The sequence below is a fragment of the Micromonospora zhanjiangensis genome (genome assembly GCF_042650605.1).
Classification (GTDB): Bacteria; Actinomycetota; Actinomycetes; order Mycobacteriales; family Micromonosporaceae; genus Micromonospora_J; species Micromonospora_J zhanjiangensis.
Genome location: NZ_JBHSBN010000052.1, coordinates 1 through 16,537, shown reverse-complemented (window position 1 = coordinate 16,537; position 16,537 = coordinate 1). Strand labels below are relative to the sequence as shown.

The window sequence follows — 16,537 nt, the reverse complement described above, 5'->3', positions numbered from 1 at the left end:
ATCCCGGCGAGCCTCGACCGCCAGCCGCGTCGCACGCTCACGCAACTCATCGTTGTACTTCTTCGGTGCCGGCATCGCTGCTGTTCCTCCCAGGTTTCGATATCTCCATCAAACCCGGTGCGGGACAAGGCCCTGTATGACGTTCTACCTTGTCGCCGGTACCCGCGCATCCACCGGCCCGGCCACGTCGGCGAAACACCTGCCCAGTGGCCGTGTCCGCCGGTATCCCTCGGACATGACCGACACCGAATGGGCAGTGCTGGCACCGCTGGTTCCCGCCGGCGGCACCGGACCCCGTGGAGGCCGCCCACCAACACACTCACGCCGCGACAGCATCGACGCGATCCGCTACGTCACCCACAACGGCGGAGTCTGGCGGGCCCTACCCGCGGACCATCAACGCGCTTGCCGTCGCGCCAACTGTTTTGCGGCCTGGTCCTCGTCATCCGATGGCAAGCCGCGCAACGGCGCGGCAGCGATCGTCCCAACCTCGATGGCGAGCAACCAGCCACGCGATCGTCACGGCGTAGAAATACGGGTCGCGCTCGCCGGCTGCGCCGCTATCGTGGCCGGGTGCCGATCCTCGAACCGGTGGTAAGCCGAGTAGCCGCAGACATCGTGGCGTTCGACCTTGGGCTCTGGCGCAGTCTCACCATGGCAGCAGACGGCGGCAGGTCAGGTGCAGACGTCGGGATGTGGCTCACCCCAGGCGTACTTGGCCCAGTCCAGCCAGTCGATCGGGCCGACCTCCGCGCACAACGTCCGGTACGGGTCGATCCAGCGGTCGGTACGCCACAGCGTCACTGCGCCGCTGTTGATCACGGTGATCAACCTTTCGCCGGTCGGCGTGAAGTCGAGGTCAAAGATCGCTCCACTGCTGGTGACATTGATCGGAAAGCCCAGTTCCTTTCTGGTGTCCGGATTCCACAGGCGGACCGTCTGGAAATCGGCGGTGGCCAGGACGTCGCCGCTCGGGCTGAACGCCAGCCGGGTCACGACCCGGGCTGTGGTGATGGGCTCACCAATCGTTCGCTGGGTGGCGGGATCCCACAGGTAGACCTTGCTGTCATTGCTTCCCGCTGTCGCCAGCATCCTTCCGGTCGGGTCAAACGCCAGATCACTCACCCCGGAGTTAGGAAGTCTGATGTCGGCGCCGAGCTGACGCTGCGTCGCCGGATCCCACAGGCGCACGACGCCATCCTCGCCTGCGGTGGCGAGCACCGTGCCGCTCGGGTTGAACGCCACTGCTCTCACCTCGCCCGACTCTTTCCCAGCCGGCAATGGAAACGCGACGATGGGGTCGCCGATCGCCTTCCCGGTGCCCGGGTTCCACAGTCGCACCGTGCCATCGCCATAGGCTGCGGCGAGGATCGCACCATCAGCGCTGAACGCGACGCCTTCCACGCCGTGGAATCCGTCCGGACCGCCACGAATGGCCGGAATCACGATCGGAGGGCCGGTTCCCTGCCGGCTGTTCGGATCCCACAACCGGACGATGCCTTCCGTTCCTGCGGTGGCGAGCAGGGTTCCGTTGGGGTTGAACGCCAGCTCGGTCACCGCGTAGCGGGTGTTCGCGGCGAACCGAACGCCGTAGCGCTGTTGGATCTCTGGATTCCACAACTCCACGGTGCCCCGGCTGTCGGAGGTCGCCAGGATTGTGCCCTGCGGGTTGATCACGGCGGCGGTCGCCTGATAGCCGAAGGTTCCGGCGATGAGGGGCGCGCCGATCGGTCTTCTGGTGGCAGGGTTGTACAGCCGCACCGTATTGTCTCCGGCCGCAGCCGCGAGCATCGTGCCGGCCGGGTTGAACGCCAACCCGTTCGGCAGAGCTGATTGCTCCAGCGAGATGAAGTTGCCGATCTCCTTCCTCGTGGCGACGTCCCAGAACTGCACCAACCCGCTGGCGAGGGTAGCGAGAGTGGTGCCGTCAGGGCTGAAGACCACGTCACTCACCTCGCCGGTGGGATGCACCGCGAGCGGGGCACCGATGGCGCGATGGGTGTGCGGATCCCACAACCCGACTGTGCCGTCCCCGTTCGCCGTGGCCAGGATCGATCCGCTCGGGTTGGACGCCAGACGCACCACGCCTTTGCTCACCGTGATCCGCTGGCCGATCTCGCGGCCGGTCGCCGGGTTCCAGAACCTGATGGCCCCATCCGTGGCCGCCGTGGTCAGGACAGTGCCGCCTGGGTTGAACGTCACTGCGGTGACCTTTTTGTTCGACTCGGCGCCACGGAGGGGAGCGCCGATCTTCCGCAGATCAGCCGAGTTCCACAACCGCACCCAGGGCCCATCCGCGGTAGCCAGCAGCTTGCCGTTGGGCGAGAACGCCAGCGCGGCGTCACCGTCGTGGACGTCCTTGTCTGGCGGCTCGGCACGGGCGATCTCTCGTCGGGTAGTGGGATCGAGCAGCCACACAGTTCCTGAATCTGCGGAAACGGCCAACGCTGTGCCCCTCGGGTTGAACGCGACCGCCTCTATCAGACCGTCACCAGGGTCATCGAGGGGAGCTCCGATCTGCTCGCCGTTCTCCGGGTTCCACAGCCGCACTTGCAGCCCGTCAACGCTGGCGAGAACAGTTCCCGCCGGGTTGAACGCCAACCCCTCGACGTCGCTGCGGTGCCCAATGAGCATGCCGTTCTGTTCCTTCCTGGACAGCAGTGTGCTCATTGCGGTCTGTGCCTGCTCCGTCGGTGATATGTGCCAGGCGGCAGCGGCCAGCTGTCTGGCCACTCGCGGGTTGGAAGCGTCGACCGCCAGGCTCTGCGCAGCCAGTTGCCGGGACAGCGCGATGTTGTGCTGGGCACCTGCCGCGTCCGCGTTGCGCCGTGCCTGGTCCGCGTTGTTCTGCGCAAAGCCCAGTGCCACCAGCGCCACCACGGTGAGCAGCACGAGTCCGGCGCGAACTGCCTGACTCTGCCGCCGCTGCCGCAGCTCCACCCGCTCGCTGGCGGACAGGAATGCTTTGACGGCCGGTGGGAGTCCGATGGCTCCCGCCGGGATGCGGGCACGGGCGCCAGCCAGCCGGTTGCCCCGGTACAGCAGGGAAGGGTCGCGGTCGGCGCGTTCCCAGGCAACGGCGTCATCGTCGAGTTGCTGGCGCAGGTGCAGCCAGTCGCGATCGCTGTTGATCCACTTGCGCAGTTGCGGCCATTCCCGCAGCAGGGCCTCATGGCTGATGCGGGCGGTATCGCGGTCCAACGTCACCAGCCGGGCGCGGGCGAGCAGATCGAGCGCCTCCTGAGCGGCGCCGGCGTCGGGCAGATCGTGCAGCAGCACGGTGCGGTCTACCGGTCGGGCGGTGTCGGTGTCTTCTTCGCCGACCCGGACCAGCCGGAGGAGGATGCGGCGCACGGCATCCTTACCGAGTTCGTCCAGTGCGAGGTACACCTGGTCGGCGGTGGTCGCGATCGCGCTGGAGATTCCGCCGGTTGCGCGGTAGCCCGTGAAAGTCAGGCGGGTGCCGGAGCGTTCGCGCCAGGTCGCCCAGAGCGCATGGGACAGCAGCGGTAGCGTTCCGGTGGCCATGCCGAGTTCGTGCAGGATCACGTCGGCCAGGCCGTCGTCCAGCGTCAGCCCGACGGCGGCGGCGGGTTGTTCAATGGTGGCGCGGAGTTCTTCGCGGGTCAGCGGTTCGACCAACAGTTGGCGGTCGCGCAGCGCGCCGAGGAGTTCGGGGTGTTCGGTGGCGTGACCGTAAAAGTCGGCACGAATCGCGAGGACAACCAAGCCGTGGGCGGACTCGGCGATCGCGGACAGGGCCCGGAGGAACGCGGTGCGCTCGGTTGGGTCCAGGCACAGGGTGAACAGTTCCTCCAACTGGTCGACCAGGATGATCAACTTTTGGCCGGGGCGATCGGTGAGGAACACGTCGACGAGTTCAGCCGCGTGATGCGGGTTTTTCCGGAGCAGGTCAACGGAATCAGGAGCGCAGAGTTGTTCGGCAAGGCGGCGCAGCGGGTTCGAGGCCGGGGTCAGGCGCAGGCACGGCCAGCCTGCTGACCTCGGCAGGCCCGGAAGTCCGCCGTGGCGCAGCCCGGCGAACAGACCCGCGTTGAGCAGCGACGTCTTACCCGAACCGGACGGGCCGACCAACACCACCGGGCCGTCCGCACCGGCGATTGCCGCAAGAACCCGATCGGTCATCCGCGCCCGCCCGAAAAACACGTCGGCGTCCTCTGTGCCGAACGCGCCCAATCCGGGATAGGGGCAGCGGCCGGGCGCAGGATCTTCCTGATCAGGTCGCAGATCGGTGGCCATTGCCGGGTTGGCGGCGATGACCAGTTTGCCAGCGCGGTTCTCCGCCCGACGTCGGGGCCACGGCCGATGCTGGTCGCGCAACTGCCGGTCGACGGCGTCGTAGACGGCGTCCAGCGTCAGCATGTGTGGTCCGCGCGGATCACCGTTTTCCAGCACGTCCAGGAACGCTCCGGTGAACGCGGTGTGCTTCGCGCCGGTTGGCGCATGCGCGAGTTGCTCCGCGGAACCGATGAGGTACGTGCCGTGCGCGGGCTCCAAGGCGGACATCACGTCGGGCGCTCTGCCGTCCAGCGACGGTCTGCCGGAGAAGCAGCAGTCGAGCACGATCACGACAGCGAATGCCCGGCTGGCGGAGAGTGCTTGCCGCAGGGACGAGAACGACAGCGCCTGGTGGTCGGCCATGCCGGGCACGAGCTGGTCGGTGTCCTTTGCCGCTAGGAACAGTTCCTCACCCGGCCCAAGCAGGCCATGGCCGATGAAGTAGACCAGCAGCACGGTGTCCGCGCGCTGCGCCTCCTCGGTGACGATCTCCGCCATCGTCCGAGCGTCGGCCAGGTCGGGTTCCGTGCGTAAGTTGTCGGGCGACACCCCGCACCGCTGGAGGAAGGCCGCGCGCAGATCCATGAGGCCGCGCCCCGCCGCCGGCACGGAAGGCAGCGTCGGCCCGGTATGGGTGGCGGTCGCCATCAGCAGAACGCGCACACCCGCACCGGACAGATCCGTCACTTGCCTTCGATGCCCTTCGTTTCGTTCTGCACCGCGTCCAACATCTCGGCCAGTTGTTTGACCACTTGCCCAACAGCGGCGGCGTTGAGTTCGGATACCTTCGTGGAGCTGAGTTCCGCCGATCGGCCGTCTTGGAGTGTCACCTTGAGGTGCACATCACCACGCCTGGTGCGCAGCCATGAGATGACCGTTGTGGCTAGCGCTGTCGCAGCGCCTGCAGGACCGAGCGCGACCACGAGCGCGTCCAGCAGCGGCCCCAACGTGCCCGAAGGCGGGGGGCTCTCGCGGAGACCGACCGTCCCCCTCAACTCCTGGACGTCGGCCAGCCAGCGGTGCAATGATCGCAACTCGTCGGCTGCATCTGGCGCCTCCGCGGTGACGACCGCATCCACCATTCCGACCCCCGATTGTTGATCGCTCACCCGTGTCAGCCAGGATAGCGGCCAGCGTCAAAGCAGGGTCTGTCAAGTTAACGGCCCTGTCTCACATTCGGTGGTGACGGAGGGTGCTGCTATCCGGGAGGCATGAGCGGGCACGCGAAAGCGACAGACCACCAATCTGAACCGAGGAGGCCGCCATGAGGCCGAATCCCCATCGGGGCCGGGTCTACCGTCGCTGCGCTTGCCGAGGCGCCGACGGCAAGCAGCTCGGCGCCCGTTGCCCGAAGCTCACCAACGCCCGCCACGGCACCTGGACCTACGCCGTTGACCTGCCCACACTCGACCGGAGCAAGACCATGCGCCGCGGCGGCTTCTCCACCAAGGCCGAAGCCTCAGCCGCGCTGACCAACGTGCTCCAATACGAGCGCGCCGGCGTCAGCATCGACGACGCCGAGACCGTCGCCGACTACCTGCACCGCTGGTTCGAGGCCAAGGCGCCGACCCGCAAACCGAACACGGTCAACCGCTACCGCGCCTACCTGACAACCATCTCATCCCCGCGTTCGGCGCGATCCGCCTCGAGAGCCTCAACCACCAGCACGTCGCCCAGTTCATCCGCCGCGAGCTCGACGCCGGGCGCGGCCTGGTGACCCTGGTCGGTGCATCACCACCCTGTCGACCGCGCTCAATGACGCCCGCCGGGCACACCGTCTCGAGCACAACGCCGCCCGCTACGCACCGCCGAGGCCAGCGCCTTTCTGCGCCACTGCCACACCGCTGAGGAACCTCTGGCTGACCTGTACGAGCTGATGATTGGCACCGGCATGCGCAAAGGCGAGGTCCTCGGCCTGCACTGGGCCGACGTCGACCTCGACACCCGGCGGCTGTTCGTCCGCTGGACGCTGGTCGCCGTCGACAACAGCCGCACAATGTTCAACGCCCCGAAGACCAAAGGCAGCCAGGCCTGGATCGCGCTGTCCAGCCGAGCCGTCGACGCACTCAAGCGGCAACGCCGCCGCCAGAAGGCACAGCAACTCGCCGCCAGCCGTTACGACGACCTCGACCTGGTGTTCCCCCGCGCCGACGGCCAGCCGATGCGTCCGCAGTACCTGCTCAACCACTTCCGCCGGACGATCGCCGATGCTGGCCTGCCCAACCTGCGGGTCCACGACCTGCGGCACGTCGCCGCCACCGTCATGCTCACCAACGGCGTTCCGATGGCCGTGGTGTCCAAGACCCTGCGGCACAAGAACGTGGCCACCACCATCGACCTCTACGGCCACCTGACCCCGGACGCCGCCGCAGACGGCGTCACCACCGCCGCCGCAGCTCTCGACCGCGCCGACGCCCAGGCCGCCTGACCTGCGACGTGCAAGATCAGTGCAGGGATGCGACCACCAGGCGACCACATCGCTCCGGAATGAACTCAGGGGATATGCCTGAGATCGGCATATCCCCTGGTCAAAGCTGGTCGGGACGACAGGATTTGAACCTGCGACCCCTTGACCCCCAGTCAAGTGCGCTACCAAGCTGCGCCACGTCCCGATGCCGCCTCGCGAAACCTCGCGTGACAGCCGGTACAGCGTAGCGCAGACCGAGCCGGACACGTGCACCGACCCTCGCGGCGTCGTCCACCGCCGAAAGGCCCCATGCGACCACCGCACACGGCCGGTCGGCTGCGTCACTCCCCCTAAAGCATCCTAGGACAAACCGGTCGAGAGGGATACGCAGAGAGCCGCCGGGCACTCCGCGATACGGAGTGGCCGGCGGCTCCGGGCCGTACCGGTGCAGGGGTCAGCCGTGCGCCTTGCCGCGGCCGCCGGGGCCGAGCTTCTTGCGGGCCTTGACCGACACCTCGATCGGGCTGCCCTCGAAGCCGAACTCCTCGCGCAGCTTGCGCTCGACGAACCGCTGGTAGCCGGCGTCCAGCGGGCCGGTGGTGAACAGGATGAACTTGGGCGGGCAGGTGCTGGCCTGGGTGGCGAACAGCACCCGCGGCGCCCGACCGCCGCGGACCGGGTGCGGGGTGGCCTGCACCAGCGCGGTGAGCCACTGGTTGAGCTGACCGGTCGGGATCCGGGTCTCCCAGCTCGCCAGGGCCTTGCGCAGCGCGGGCGCCAGCTTGTCCACCGCCCGGCCGGTCCGCGCCGACAGGTTGAGCCGGATCGCCCACGGGATCCGGCGCAGTTCCCGGTCGATCTCCTTGTCCAGGTAGTAGCGCCGTTCCCCGTCGACCAGGTCCCACTTGTTGAAGGCGATGACCATCGCCCGGCCGGCCTCGGTGACCATCGACAGGATCCGCTGGTCCTGTTCGCTGATCGTCTCGCTGGCGTCCAGCAGGACCACCGCCACCTCGGCCGCCTCGACGGCGCCGGCGGTACGCAGGCTGGCGTAGTACTCGGTGCCGCTGGCCCGGCCCACCCGCTTGCGCAGGCCGGCGGTGTCGACCAGTTGCCAGACCTCGCCGCCGATCTCGACCAGGCTGTCGACCGGGTCGACCGTCGTGCCGGCGACCGAGTCGACCACCGCGCGGTCCTCCCGGGCCAGCCGGTTCAGCAGGCTGGACTTGCCGACGTTGGGGCGACCCACCAGCGCCACCCGGCGCGGGCCGCGCGGACCGGGGTTCTCGTTGATCAGGGGTGGTTCCGGCAACAGTTCGAGGATCTTGTCCAGCAGGTCACCGGCGCCGCGTCCGTGCAGCGCGGAGACCGGGAACGGCTCGCCGAGGCCCAGCGACCACAGCGAGGTCGCCTCGATCTCCAGCGCGGCGTTGTCCACCTTGTTGGCGACCAGCAGCACCGGCTTGGCGCTGCGCCGCAGCATCCGCACGGCCGCCTCGTCCACGTCGGTGGCGCCGACGGTGGTGTCCACCACGAAGATGACCACGTCGGCGGTGGAGATCGCGATCTCGGCCTGGGCGGCGATCGCCGCGGCCCGGTCCTTCGCGTCCGGCTCCCAACCGCCGGTGTCCACCACGGTGAACTGGCGGCCGGTCCACTGCGCGTCGTAGGGCACCCGGTCCCGGGTCACGCCGGGGGTGTCCTCCACGACCGCCTGCCGGCGGCCGATGAGCCGGTTCACCAGGGTCGACTTGCCCACGTTGGGCCGGCCGACGACGGCCACCACCGGCACCGGGCCCGTCGGCTCCTCCGCCAGCTCGGGCTCCTCCAACTCAACCCAACCGTCGCCGGTCATGCCGTACCTCCGTCGGTGTCGCGGAGCAGCTCCAGCAGCCGGGCGACGACCTCGTCGATGCCGAGTTCGGTGGTGTCCAGCACCACCGCGTCGTCGGCCTGACGCAGCGGTGACGCGGCCCTGGACGAGTCGAACGTGTCCCGCCGGGCCAGGTCGGCGGCGGTGGCGGTGACGTCGGCGGCGTACTCGGCGCTGCGCCGCCGGGCCCGGGCGTCGGCCGACGCGGTCAGGTAGACCTTCAGGTCGGCGTCCGGGGCGACCACCGCGCCGATGTCCCGACCCTCGACCACGATCCGGCCGGCGGCGGCGATGATCTCGCGCTGCCGGGCCACCATCAGGTGCCGGACCGCCGGCACGGCCGCCACCGCGGACACCGCGGCGGTCACCTCCGGACCGCGGATCTCCTGGTCGACCGCGACCCCGTCGGCCCGGACCGACGGCGCCTGCGGGTCGACGCCGATCTCCAGGTCGATCTCACCGACCACCTTGCCGATCCGGTCGGCGTCCTGCGGGTCGATCCCGAACCGCAGCACGGCCCAGGTGACGGCCCGGTACATCGCGCCGGTGTCCAGGTAGCGGGCGTCGATCGCGCCGGCCAGCCGCCGGGAGACGGTGGACTTTCCCGAACCGGACGGGCCGTCCACGGCCACCACACATCGCCCGTTCGGTACCTTCTCCGCCACCACTCCTCCTTCGCCGCGCCGCGTACCGGCGCCCGGCCGTGTCCCCGCCCGGCGCGGCCGGCCGCGCCCGATTGTCACCGTTCATTCTGCCTCGCCCGCCGCGGCGGCCCGCGCCCGCCGTCGGCGGCGGCGACGCGGGACACGTCCGCACCGGCGGTGCCGGCGCCGACCACCCGGGTCCGCGGTCAGTCGCCGACCGCCTTGAACAGCGCGGCCACCTCGGCGTTGGTCAACCTCCGGGTACGCCCCGGGCGCAGGTCCCCGAGCCGGATCGGCCCGATCGAGGTACGCACCAGCCGGGAGACCGGGTGTCCGACCTCCTCCAGCAGCCGCCGCACGATGTGCTTGCGCCCCTCGTGCAGGGTCACCTCGACCTGCGCCGTCTTGCCCAGGGTGTCCACCACCCGGAACTCGTCGACCCGGGCCGGGCCGTCCTCCAGTTGCACGCCCTCCTTCAGCCGCCGCCCCACGTTGCGGCGCAGCGGGCCGGCCACCTCGCACAGGTACGTCTTCGGGACCCCGTACGACGGGTGGGTCAGCCGGTGGGCGAGCGTGCCGTCGTTGGTGAGCAGCAGCAGGCCCTCGCTGTCGGCGTCGAGCCGCCCGACGTGGTAGACCCGCTCGTCGACCCGGCCGAGGAAGTCGGCCAGTGCGGTACGGCCCTTCTCGTCGGCCATTGTCGAGACCACCCCGCGCGGCTTGTTCATCGCCAGGTAGACCACCCGGGTGTCGGTGACCAGCCGTTCGCCGTCGACGTGGATCACCGCCGTGGCCGGGTCGACCTTGTCGCCCAGCTGGGCCACCCGTCCGTCGACGGTGACCCGGCGTCGGAAGATCAGGTCTTCGCAGGCACGGCGGGAGCCGACACCGGCGGCGGCGAGCACCTTCTGCAGGCGCTCGGCGGTCGGGGCTTCATCGCGGGGCATCGGCTATCTCTTCCACGTCGTCGGGCAGGAACGGGGCCAGCGGCGGCAGCTCGTCGACCGTGTCGAGCCCGAGCTTCTCCAGGAACAAGGGGGTGGTCCGGTAGAGGAAGGCACCGGTGTCCGGTTCGGCACCGCACTCCGCGACCAGGCCGCGGGTTACCAGGGTACGGATCACCCCGTCGCAGTTGACACCCCGGATGGCAGAGATCCGTGACCGGGTCACCGGCTGCTTGTAGGCGACCACCGCCAGGGTCTCCAGCGCGGCCTGGGTGAGCCGTACGGACTGCCCGTCCAGGACGAACCGTTCGACGTACGAGGCGTATTCCGGCCGGGTGTAGAGCCGCCAGCCGCCGGCGGCCCGGCGCAGGTCGAACCCGTGCCCGGCCTCGGTGTAGTCCCGGGAGATCCGCTCCAGGACGGCGGCGACCCGGTCGGTGGGCTGTTCCAGCACCTGCGCCAGCACGATCTCGGCGACCGGTTCGTCCACGACCAGCAGGATCGCCTCCAGCGCGGCGCGGAACTCGTCGTCGTCGGCGAGCGGGTCCAGCGGCGTACCGGCGGGCGGTTCCAGCGGCGTACCGGCGGGCGGCGGCGTGCGGTCGGGGCGGTCCTCGCCGGTCCCGGCCCGGTCAGCCGGGACCGGGAGTTCTTCCGGAGCCGACTGGGCGGTCGGATCCAGGAGCGGCTCGTGGTCCTGGACCGCCGCCGGTTCGTCGGCCGCGTCCACCGGGGCGTCGACCACCGCGCCGCCCGGCCCTGGACCGACACCCGGCTCCTCCGATCCGACGTCCGCCGCCACCGAAGGTTCGGCCGACGTCGACGGGTCCGCAGGAACGGACGGATCCGCCGACACCGAGGGATCCGCCGCTACCGGCAGTTCCGCCGACACCGAGGGATCCGCCGACACCGACGGATCCGCGGGAACAGAGCGGTCAGCGGGCTCGGTCGGCGGCTCGCGGTCGGCGGGCTCCGCCGGCGGCCCGGCCGGCGACTCCTGGTCGGCGCGCCCGGTCGGCGGCTGGTCGGCGGGTTCCGGCGCGGGCGGCCGGGGACGGGCCCACGGGGGAACCCAGGCCGCCGCCTGGTCGGCCAGTGAATCGTTCCGGTCGTCGCCGGTCATGGCACATCTCCCTTCGTCTGCGGCCCGGCCGGGTCAGGGTCGGACCCGTCGGCCCGAAGGTCCGCCGGAGCGGCCGGCGCCGGCGACTGCTCGGTGACACCGTCCGCGGCCGGCGGCTGATCGAGAGCGCCGTCCGCGGCCGGCGGCTGGGTAGGGGCGCCGTCCGCGGCCGGCGGTGATCCGGCGTACTCGTCGATGTCCAGGTCGGCGCCGCCGTCGGCCGGGCCGGTCCAGCTGACGGTCAGTTCGCCGAGGGCCTGGGTCTGGGTGAAGTCGATCAGCGCTTCGCGGTAGAGCTCCAGCAACGCCAGGAACCGGGCGACCACCTCCAGCGTCGACGCGCAGTCCGCGCAGAGCGCCTCGAAGCTGGCGGTGCCCAGCCGGCGCAGCCGGTCACGCAGGATCGCGGCGTGCTCCCGGACGCTGACCCGCACCATGTGCACGTGGTCGATGGAGACCACCGGCGCGACCTTCGGCGTCATGGCCTTGATCGCCAGCTTGAGCAGCCGCTGCGGGCCGATGCCGAGCACCAGTTCCGGCAGCGCCTCGGCGTACCGGGGTTCCAGCGACACCGCCCGCGGGTAGCGCCGAGAGCCGACCGCCTCCAGCCCGGCGATGTGCGCGGCGGCCTCCTTGAACGCCTTGTACTGCAACAGCCGGGCGAACAGCAGGTCCCGGGCCTCCAGCAGGGCCAGGTCCTCCTCGTCCTCCACCTCGGCGGCGGGCAGCAGGCGGGCCGCCTTCAGGTCCAGCAGGGTCGCGGCGACCAGCAGGAACTCGCTGGTCTCGTCGAGGTCCCAGTCGTCGCCCATGGCCCGGATGTACGCGATGAACTCGTCGGTGACCCGATGCAGCGCCACCTCGGTGACGTCCAGCTTGTGCTTGCCGATCAGCTGCAGCAGCAGGTCGAACGGGCCGGTGAAATTGGCCAGCCGGACGGTGAAGCCGCCGGTCGCCGCGCCGTCGACGGCGGCCGGGTCGGCACCGGCCGGACCATCGGCGGCAGCCGGGCCCGCACCGGCCGGACCATCGGCGGCGAGCGGGTCACCGGCGGCCACCTCCCCGCCGACGGGCGGGGGGTCGGCCGCGGGCTGCGCTTCGACGGGCGGGACGGTCACCCGACGACCGTAGTCGACGGGCTCCGGGGCATCGCGCACCGGCGGGTCGTCCGTTACCGCTCGGCCTGCGCGGCGATCACCTCACGGGCCAGCTGCCGGTAGTTGCGGGCACCCGAGGAGGCCGGGTCGAGGCTGGTGATGGGCGCGCCGGCCACGGTCGACTCGGGGAACTTCACCGTCTTGGTGATCACGGTCTGGTAGACCTTGTCGCCGAACGCCTCCACCACCCGCTGCAGCACCTGCCGGCAGTGCGTGGTGCGGCTGTCGTACATGGTGGCCAGGATGCCTTCCAGCTCCAGGTCGAAGTTGAGCCGCTCGCGCACCTTGTCGATGGTGTCCAGCAGCAGGGCCACCCCGCGCAGGCTGAAGAACTCGCACTCCAGCGGGATCAGGACGCCGTGCGCCACGGTGAGCGCGTTGATGGCGAGCAGGCCCAGCGACGGCTGGCAGTCGATGAGGATGTAGTCGTACTCCTTGCGCACCGTGCGCAGCACCCGGGCCAGGGCCATCTCCCGGGCGACCTCGTTGACCAGTTGGATCTCGGCCGCCGACAGGTCGATGTTGGCCGGCAGCAGGTGCAGCCCGGCCACGTCGGTCTTGATGAGCACGTCCTCGGCGGTCACGTCGTCCTGCATGAGCAGGTTGTAGACGGACAGGTCGAGGTTGTGCGGGTTGACGCCCAGGCCCACCGACAGGGCGCCCTGCGGGTCGAAGTCGACAAGCAGCACCTTGCGGCCGTACTCGGCCAGCGCGGCGCCGAGGTTGATGGTGGTGGTGGTCTTGCCCACCCCGCCCTTCTGGTTGGCCATCGCGATGATCCGGGCCGGGCCGTGCCGGTCGGTGGGCATCGGGTCGGGGATCGGTTTGCGGGCCGTGTAGGCCGCCGGGTCCGCCGGGCCGAGTTCGGCCCCCAGGTCGAATCCCGCCTGTTGCTGCCGGAGCGTCGAGGTCCACGCCTCGGCACGGTCACCGTTGCCGGTCATGTCCTCGCCCCCTCCCGACGACTGTCTCGGACGACGGAGCCGACCGGCGTCCGTCCCGCGTGGCGCCGCGGCGAACCACGGTTGCCGTCCCGCGAGGTCCGCGCGGCTTCCGACTCTACGCCACCGGGCAGCACGCCCGGGGGCACCGGGTCGGCGTGTCTTCCCGTCCGCAACATACCGCGTACCCGCTGTTCAGCCACGCGCCCGGGGGTGCGCCGTGGCATAGACCTCGCGCAGCCGCTCCACGGTGACCAACGTGTAGACCTGGGTGGTGGTCACCGAGGCGTGGCCGAGCAGTTCCTGGACCACCCGGACGTCCGCCCCGCCGTCGAGCAGGTGGGTCGCGTACGAGTGGCGCAGCGTGTGCGGGGAGACCGCGTCCGGTCCGTCGACCGGCAGGCCGGCCCGCCGGGCGGCCCGGCGCAGGATGGTCCAGGCGCTCTGCCGGGACAGCGGACCGCCACGGGAGTTGACGAACACGACCGGCGTGCCCCGCCCGGCGGCGACCAGCGCCGGTCGGGCCCGGGTGAGGTAGGCCCGCAGCGCCCCGGCGGCGTACCCGCCGATCGGCACCGCCCGGGTCCGACCTCCCTTGCCGTGCAGCAGCGCGGTGCCCTCGACCAGGTCCAGGTCGTCCACCGCGGCGCCGACCGCCTCGGAGATGCGCGCCCCGGTGCCGTACAGGAATTCCAGCAGCGCCCGGTCGCGCAGCGGCAGCGCGGCCGACCCGCCGGCGCCGTCGGCCGCCGGACCGACGCCGTCCAGCAGCCGGGTCACCTCGGCCACGTCCAACGCCCGCGGCAACCGCCGCGGCGGGGTGGGCGGGCGGACGTCCCGGCTGGCGTCCACCCCGACCAGACCCTCGCGGACCGCGAACCGGTGCAGGCCGCGCACGGCGCTGGCGGCCCGGGCGGCGGACGCCGCGGCCAGCGGCGGGTGGTCCCCGTCGCCGGCGCGCAGCCGGGCGACGTGGGCCGCGACGTCGGCGGGCCGCGCGTCGGCCAGGTCGGTGACGCCGCCGGCCGCCAGGCCACGCAGATACCGGTCCAGATCCCGCCGGTACGACGAGAGCGTGTTCGCCGACAGCCCACGTTCGACGGTCAGGTGGTCGAGGTAGCCGCGCACGGCGCGGCGCAACGCCGGTGCCGGCTCGGGGCCGGCACCGGTCGCGTCCGTGTTCGCCAATGCGCTCAGCGGTCCGTCACGCCAACGCGTCGGCCAGGTCCAGGGTGGACATCCCGTGCGCCTCGGCCACCGGGCCGTAGGTGACCTGCCCGTCGTGGGTGTTCAGGCCCAGCGCCAGGGCCGGGTCCCGGCGCAGCGCCTCGCGCCAGCCGTGGTTGGCCAGCTCCAACGCGTACGGCAGGGTGACGTTGGTCAGGGCGTAGGTGCTGGTGTGCGGCACCGCGCCGGGCATGTTCGCCACGCAGTAGAAGATCGAGTCGTGCACCTGGTAGGTCGGCTGGGCGTGCGTGGTCGGCCGCGAGTCCTCGAAGCAGCCGCCCTGGTCGATGGAGATGTCGACCAGCACGCTGCCGGGCTTCATCCGGGACACCAGCTCGTTGGAGATCAGCGTCGGCGCCTTCGCGCCCGGCACCAGCACCGCGCCGATCACCAGGTCGGCGTCGAGCACGGCCCGCTCCACCTCGTACTGGTTGGAGGCGACGGTCTGCAGGTGGCCGCGGTAGATCGCGTCGGCCTGGCGCAGCCGGGCCACGTTCTTGTCCAGCAGCAGCACCTCGGCCTGCAGACCGAGCGCGATGGCCGCCGCGTTCATCCCGGAGACACCGGCGCCGATCACCACGGTCTTGGCCGCGTACACGCCGGAGACGCCGCCCATCAGGACGCCGCGCCCACCGCCGGAGCGCATCAGGTGGTACGCGCCGACCTGCGGCGCCAGCCGGCCGGCCACCTCGGACATCGGGGCCAGCAGCGGCAGCGACCGGTCCGGCAGCTCCACCGTCTCGTACGCGATGCCGGTGACCTTGCGGTCGACCAGCGCGTCGGTGCACTCCTTGGAGGCCGCCAGGTGCAGGTAGGTGAAGAGCACCTGGCCGGGATGCATCCGGTGGTACTCCTCGGCGATCGGTTCCTTGACCTTGAGCACCAGCTCCGCGGTCTCCCACACCCCGTCGGCGCCGTCCAGGATCTTGGCGCCGGCCGCGGCGAACTCCGCGTCGGTGATGCTGGACCCGGCGCCCGCGCCGGCCTCGACGAAGACCTGGTGGCCGCTCCGGGTGAACTCGTTCACGCCCGCCGGTGTGATCGCGACGCGGTACTCGTGGTTCTTGACCTCGCGTGGGATTCCGACCTTCACGATGCAGACACCTCTCTCCGGGGGTCGCGTCCCCGGCCTGCTCGGCGTGCGACGGCTCCGTTGCCCTCGCAATCCGCCACGCCCGCGAGCGGCAGTCTAGAACCGCCCGACGATCCGGGCAGCCGTCATTGTGACAGCGGGTAACCGGCGGGCCTGACGAACTGTCAGGTGGGGCCGGCAGGATGTCCGGCCCACCGGCGACGATCGGTCAGCCTTTTCCGCCTGTCAGGCAGTCCTGGTCGGAAAGGTTGATCATCTCCTCTAGGGTGGTCGCCCATGACCACTCCTCAGTACCCGGGGCAGCACCCGGGCCAGCAATATCCGGCGGACGCCAGGGTTTCGGACAAGAGCAAGGTTGTCGCCGGTCTGCTCGGCATTCTGCTGGGCACCTTCGGCGCCGGCCGGTTTTACATGGGCGACACCAAGACCGGCGTACTCCAACTGGTGGTGAGCCTGGTGACCTGCGGCCTCGGCGGCATCTGGGGCCTCATCGACGGCATCCTGATCCTGGTCAACGGCGGCGTCGACGGCCAGGGCCGCCCCCTGCGCGACTGACCCCGCCAGACCCCCCTTGGTGGGCACCGGCCCCCAACCCCGGTGCCCACCCCACCCTCCCGGCCCGCCGGGTGTTGATCATGAAGTTATTGGCGACAAATTGGACGCAGCCTGGCAACAACTTCATGATCAACGCCCAGGGGGCGGGGGGTTAGTCCTCGTCGCCTCTGGCGAGGTGGCCCGTTCCGGGCTGAAAATCGTGTCGGTCGCTCGCTGACGTCGTCGCTCCTTGGTCCGTGTGAGGTCGTGGGTTAGTCGGACGCTGGTAGCCGCG

General features: G+C 70.7%; 13 protein-coding genes, 1 tRNA gene and 1 pseudogene. 4 read left to right on the top strand and 11 right to left on the bottom strand.

The genetic code is table 11. The features are described 5' to 3' along the window. The first annotated feature begins 136 nt into the window (after nt 1-136). Nucleotides 137-598 (top strand): transposase, encoded by a 462-nt coding sequence (locus ACFOX0_RS32865; protein ID WP_377553336.1) that lies wholly within the window; start codon nt 137-139, stop codon nt 596-598. 77 nt (nt 599-675) lie between these two features. Here ACFOX0_RS32865 and ACFOX0_RS32860 read toward each other — a convergent pair whose 3' ends face one another. Beyond that, nucleotides 676-4,986 carry a caspase, EACC1-associated type gene (locus ACFOX0_RS32860; protein WP_377553334.1) on the bottom strand — a complete coding sequence of 1,437 codons (4,311 nt, stop codon included), beginning with the start codon at nt 4,984-4,986 and terminating at the stop codon, nt 676-678. Continuing rightward, the gene (locus ACFOX0_RS32855) at nt 4,983-5,408 is read right to left on the bottom strand and encodes an effector-associated constant component EACC1 (RefSeq protein WP_377553332.1); all 426 of its coding nucleotides are present in this window, start codon (nt 5,406-5,408) and stop codon (nt 4,983-4,985) included. Before ACFOX0_RS32855 ends, ACFOX0_RS32860 begins: the two co-directional genes overlap by 4 nt. A gap of 155 nt (nt 5,409-5,563) precedes the next feature. Here ACFOX0_RS32855 and ACFOX0_RS32850 point away from each other — a divergent pair, with 155 nt between their 5' ends. Both ACFOX0_RS32850 and ACFOX0_RS32845 read left to right on the top strand, forming a co-directional pair. Then, nucleotides 5,564-6,016, top strand: a complete 453-nt coding sequence (locus tag ACFOX0_RS32850; RefSeq protein ID WP_377553330.1) for a hypothetical protein — start codon at nt 5,564-5,566, stop codon at nt 6,014-6,016. A gap of 93 nt (nt 6,017-6,109) precedes the next feature. Beyond that, a pseudogene (locus tag ACFOX0_RS32845) lies at nt 6,110-6,727 on the top strand (site-specific integrase); the annotation flags it as partial. 107 nt (nt 6,728-6,834) lie between these two features. On the opposite strand, the gene ACFOX0_RS32840 reads toward ACFOX0_RS32845, so the two are convergent. From ACFOX0_RS32840 to ald, 9 genes are all read right to left on the bottom strand, one after another. Beyond that, a tRNA-Pro gene (locus tag ACFOX0_RS32840) sits at nt 6,835-6,911 on the bottom strand. 249 nt (nt 6,912-7,160) lie between these two features. After that, on the bottom strand, nt 7,161-8,561 hold the full coding sequence (gene der, locus ACFOX0_RS32835; protein ID WP_377553328.1) for a ribosome biogenesis GTPase Der: 1,401 nt from the start codon (nt 8,559-8,561) through the stop codon (nt 7,161-7,163). Further along, nucleotides 8,558-9,244: a (d)CMP kinase gene (cmk, locus tag ACFOX0_RS32830; protein ID WP_377553326.1), complete on the bottom strand. Its 687-nt coding sequence runs from the start codon at nt 9,242-9,244 to the stop codon at nt 8,558-8,560. Before cmk ends, der begins: the two co-directional genes overlap by 4 nt. 185 nt (nt 9,245-9,429) lie before the next feature. Further along, nucleotides 9,430-10,170, bottom strand: a complete 741-nt coding sequence (locus ACFOX0_RS32825) for a pseudouridine synthase (protein ID WP_377553324.1) — start codon at nt 10,168-10,170, stop codon at nt 9,430-9,432. Then, a complete protein-coding gene (gene scpB, locus ACFOX0_RS32820; RefSeq protein ID WP_377553322.1) occupies nt 10,157-11,290 on the bottom strand; it encodes an SMC-Scp complex subunit ScpB in 1,134 nt (377 codons plus the stop codon). The genes ACFOX0_RS32825 and scpB overlap by 14 nt, the downstream gene beginning before the upstream one ends. Further along, a complete protein-coding gene (locus tag ACFOX0_RS32815; RefSeq protein WP_377553320.1) occupies nt 11,287-12,408 on the bottom strand; it encodes a segregation and condensation protein A in 1,122 nt (373 codons plus the stop codon). The genes scpB and ACFOX0_RS32815 overlap by 4 nt, the downstream gene beginning before the upstream one ends. A 53-nt stretch (nt 12,409-12,461) precedes the next feature. Beyond that, entirely contained in the window at nt 12,462-13,391 is a 930-nt protein-coding gene (locus ACFOX0_RS32810; protein WP_377553318.1) for a ParA family protein, read from the bottom strand. A gap of 192 nt (nt 13,392-13,583) precedes the next feature. Continuing rightward, nucleotides 13,584-14,576, bottom strand: a complete 993-nt coding sequence (locus ACFOX0_RS32805; protein WP_377553316.1) for a site-specific tyrosine recombinase XerD — start codon at nt 14,574-14,576, stop codon at nt 13,584-13,586. Between the two features lie 16 nt (nt 14,577-14,592). Beyond that, the gene (ald, locus tag ACFOX0_RS32800; RefSeq protein ID WP_377553314.1) at nt 14,593-15,708 is read right to left on the bottom strand and encodes an alanine dehydrogenase; all 1,116 of its coding nucleotides are present in this window, start codon (nt 15,706-15,708) and stop codon (nt 14,593-14,595) included. A gap of 276 nt (nt 15,709-15,984) precedes the next feature. Between ald and ACFOX0_RS32795 the strand changes: the two genes are divergently transcribed. Beyond that, nucleotides 15,985-16,263 (top strand): TM2 domain-containing protein, encoded by a 279-nt coding sequence (locus ACFOX0_RS32795; RefSeq protein WP_377553312.1) that lies wholly within the window; start codon nt 15,985-15,987, stop codon nt 16,261-16,263. Nucleotides 16,264-16,537 lie beyond the last annotated feature (274 nt).

Bases quoted from the DNA above. Each gene is read 5' to 3' on its own strand.
- ACFOX0_RS32865 (WP_377553336.1), top strand. From the start codon at position 137: ATGACGTTCTACCTTGTCGCCGGTACCCGCGCATCCACCGGCCCGGCC.
- ACFOX0_RS32850 (WP_377553330.1), top strand. From the start codon at position 5,564: ATGAGGCCGAATCCCCATCGGGGCCGGGTCTACCGTCGCTGCGCTTGC.
- der (WP_377553328.1), bottom strand. From the start codon at position 8,561: ATGACCGGCGACGGTTGGGTTGAGTTGGAGGAGCCCGAGCTGGCGGAG.
- ACFOX0_RS32825 (WP_377553324.1), bottom strand. From the start codon at position 10,170: ATGCCCCGCGATGAAGCCCCGACCGCCGAGCGCCTGCAGAAGGTGCTC.
- scpB (WP_377553322.1), bottom strand. From the start codon at position 11,290: ATGACCGGCGACGACCGGAACGATTCACTGGCCGACCAGGCGGCGGCC.
- ACFOX0_RS32810 (WP_377553318.1), bottom strand. From the start codon at position 13,391: ATGACCGGCAACGGTGACCGTGCCGAGGCGTGGACCTCGACGCTCCGG.
- ACFOX0_RS32795 (WP_377553312.1), top strand. From the start codon at position 15,985: ATGACCACTCCTCAGTACCCGGGGCAGCACCCGGGCCAGCAATATCCG.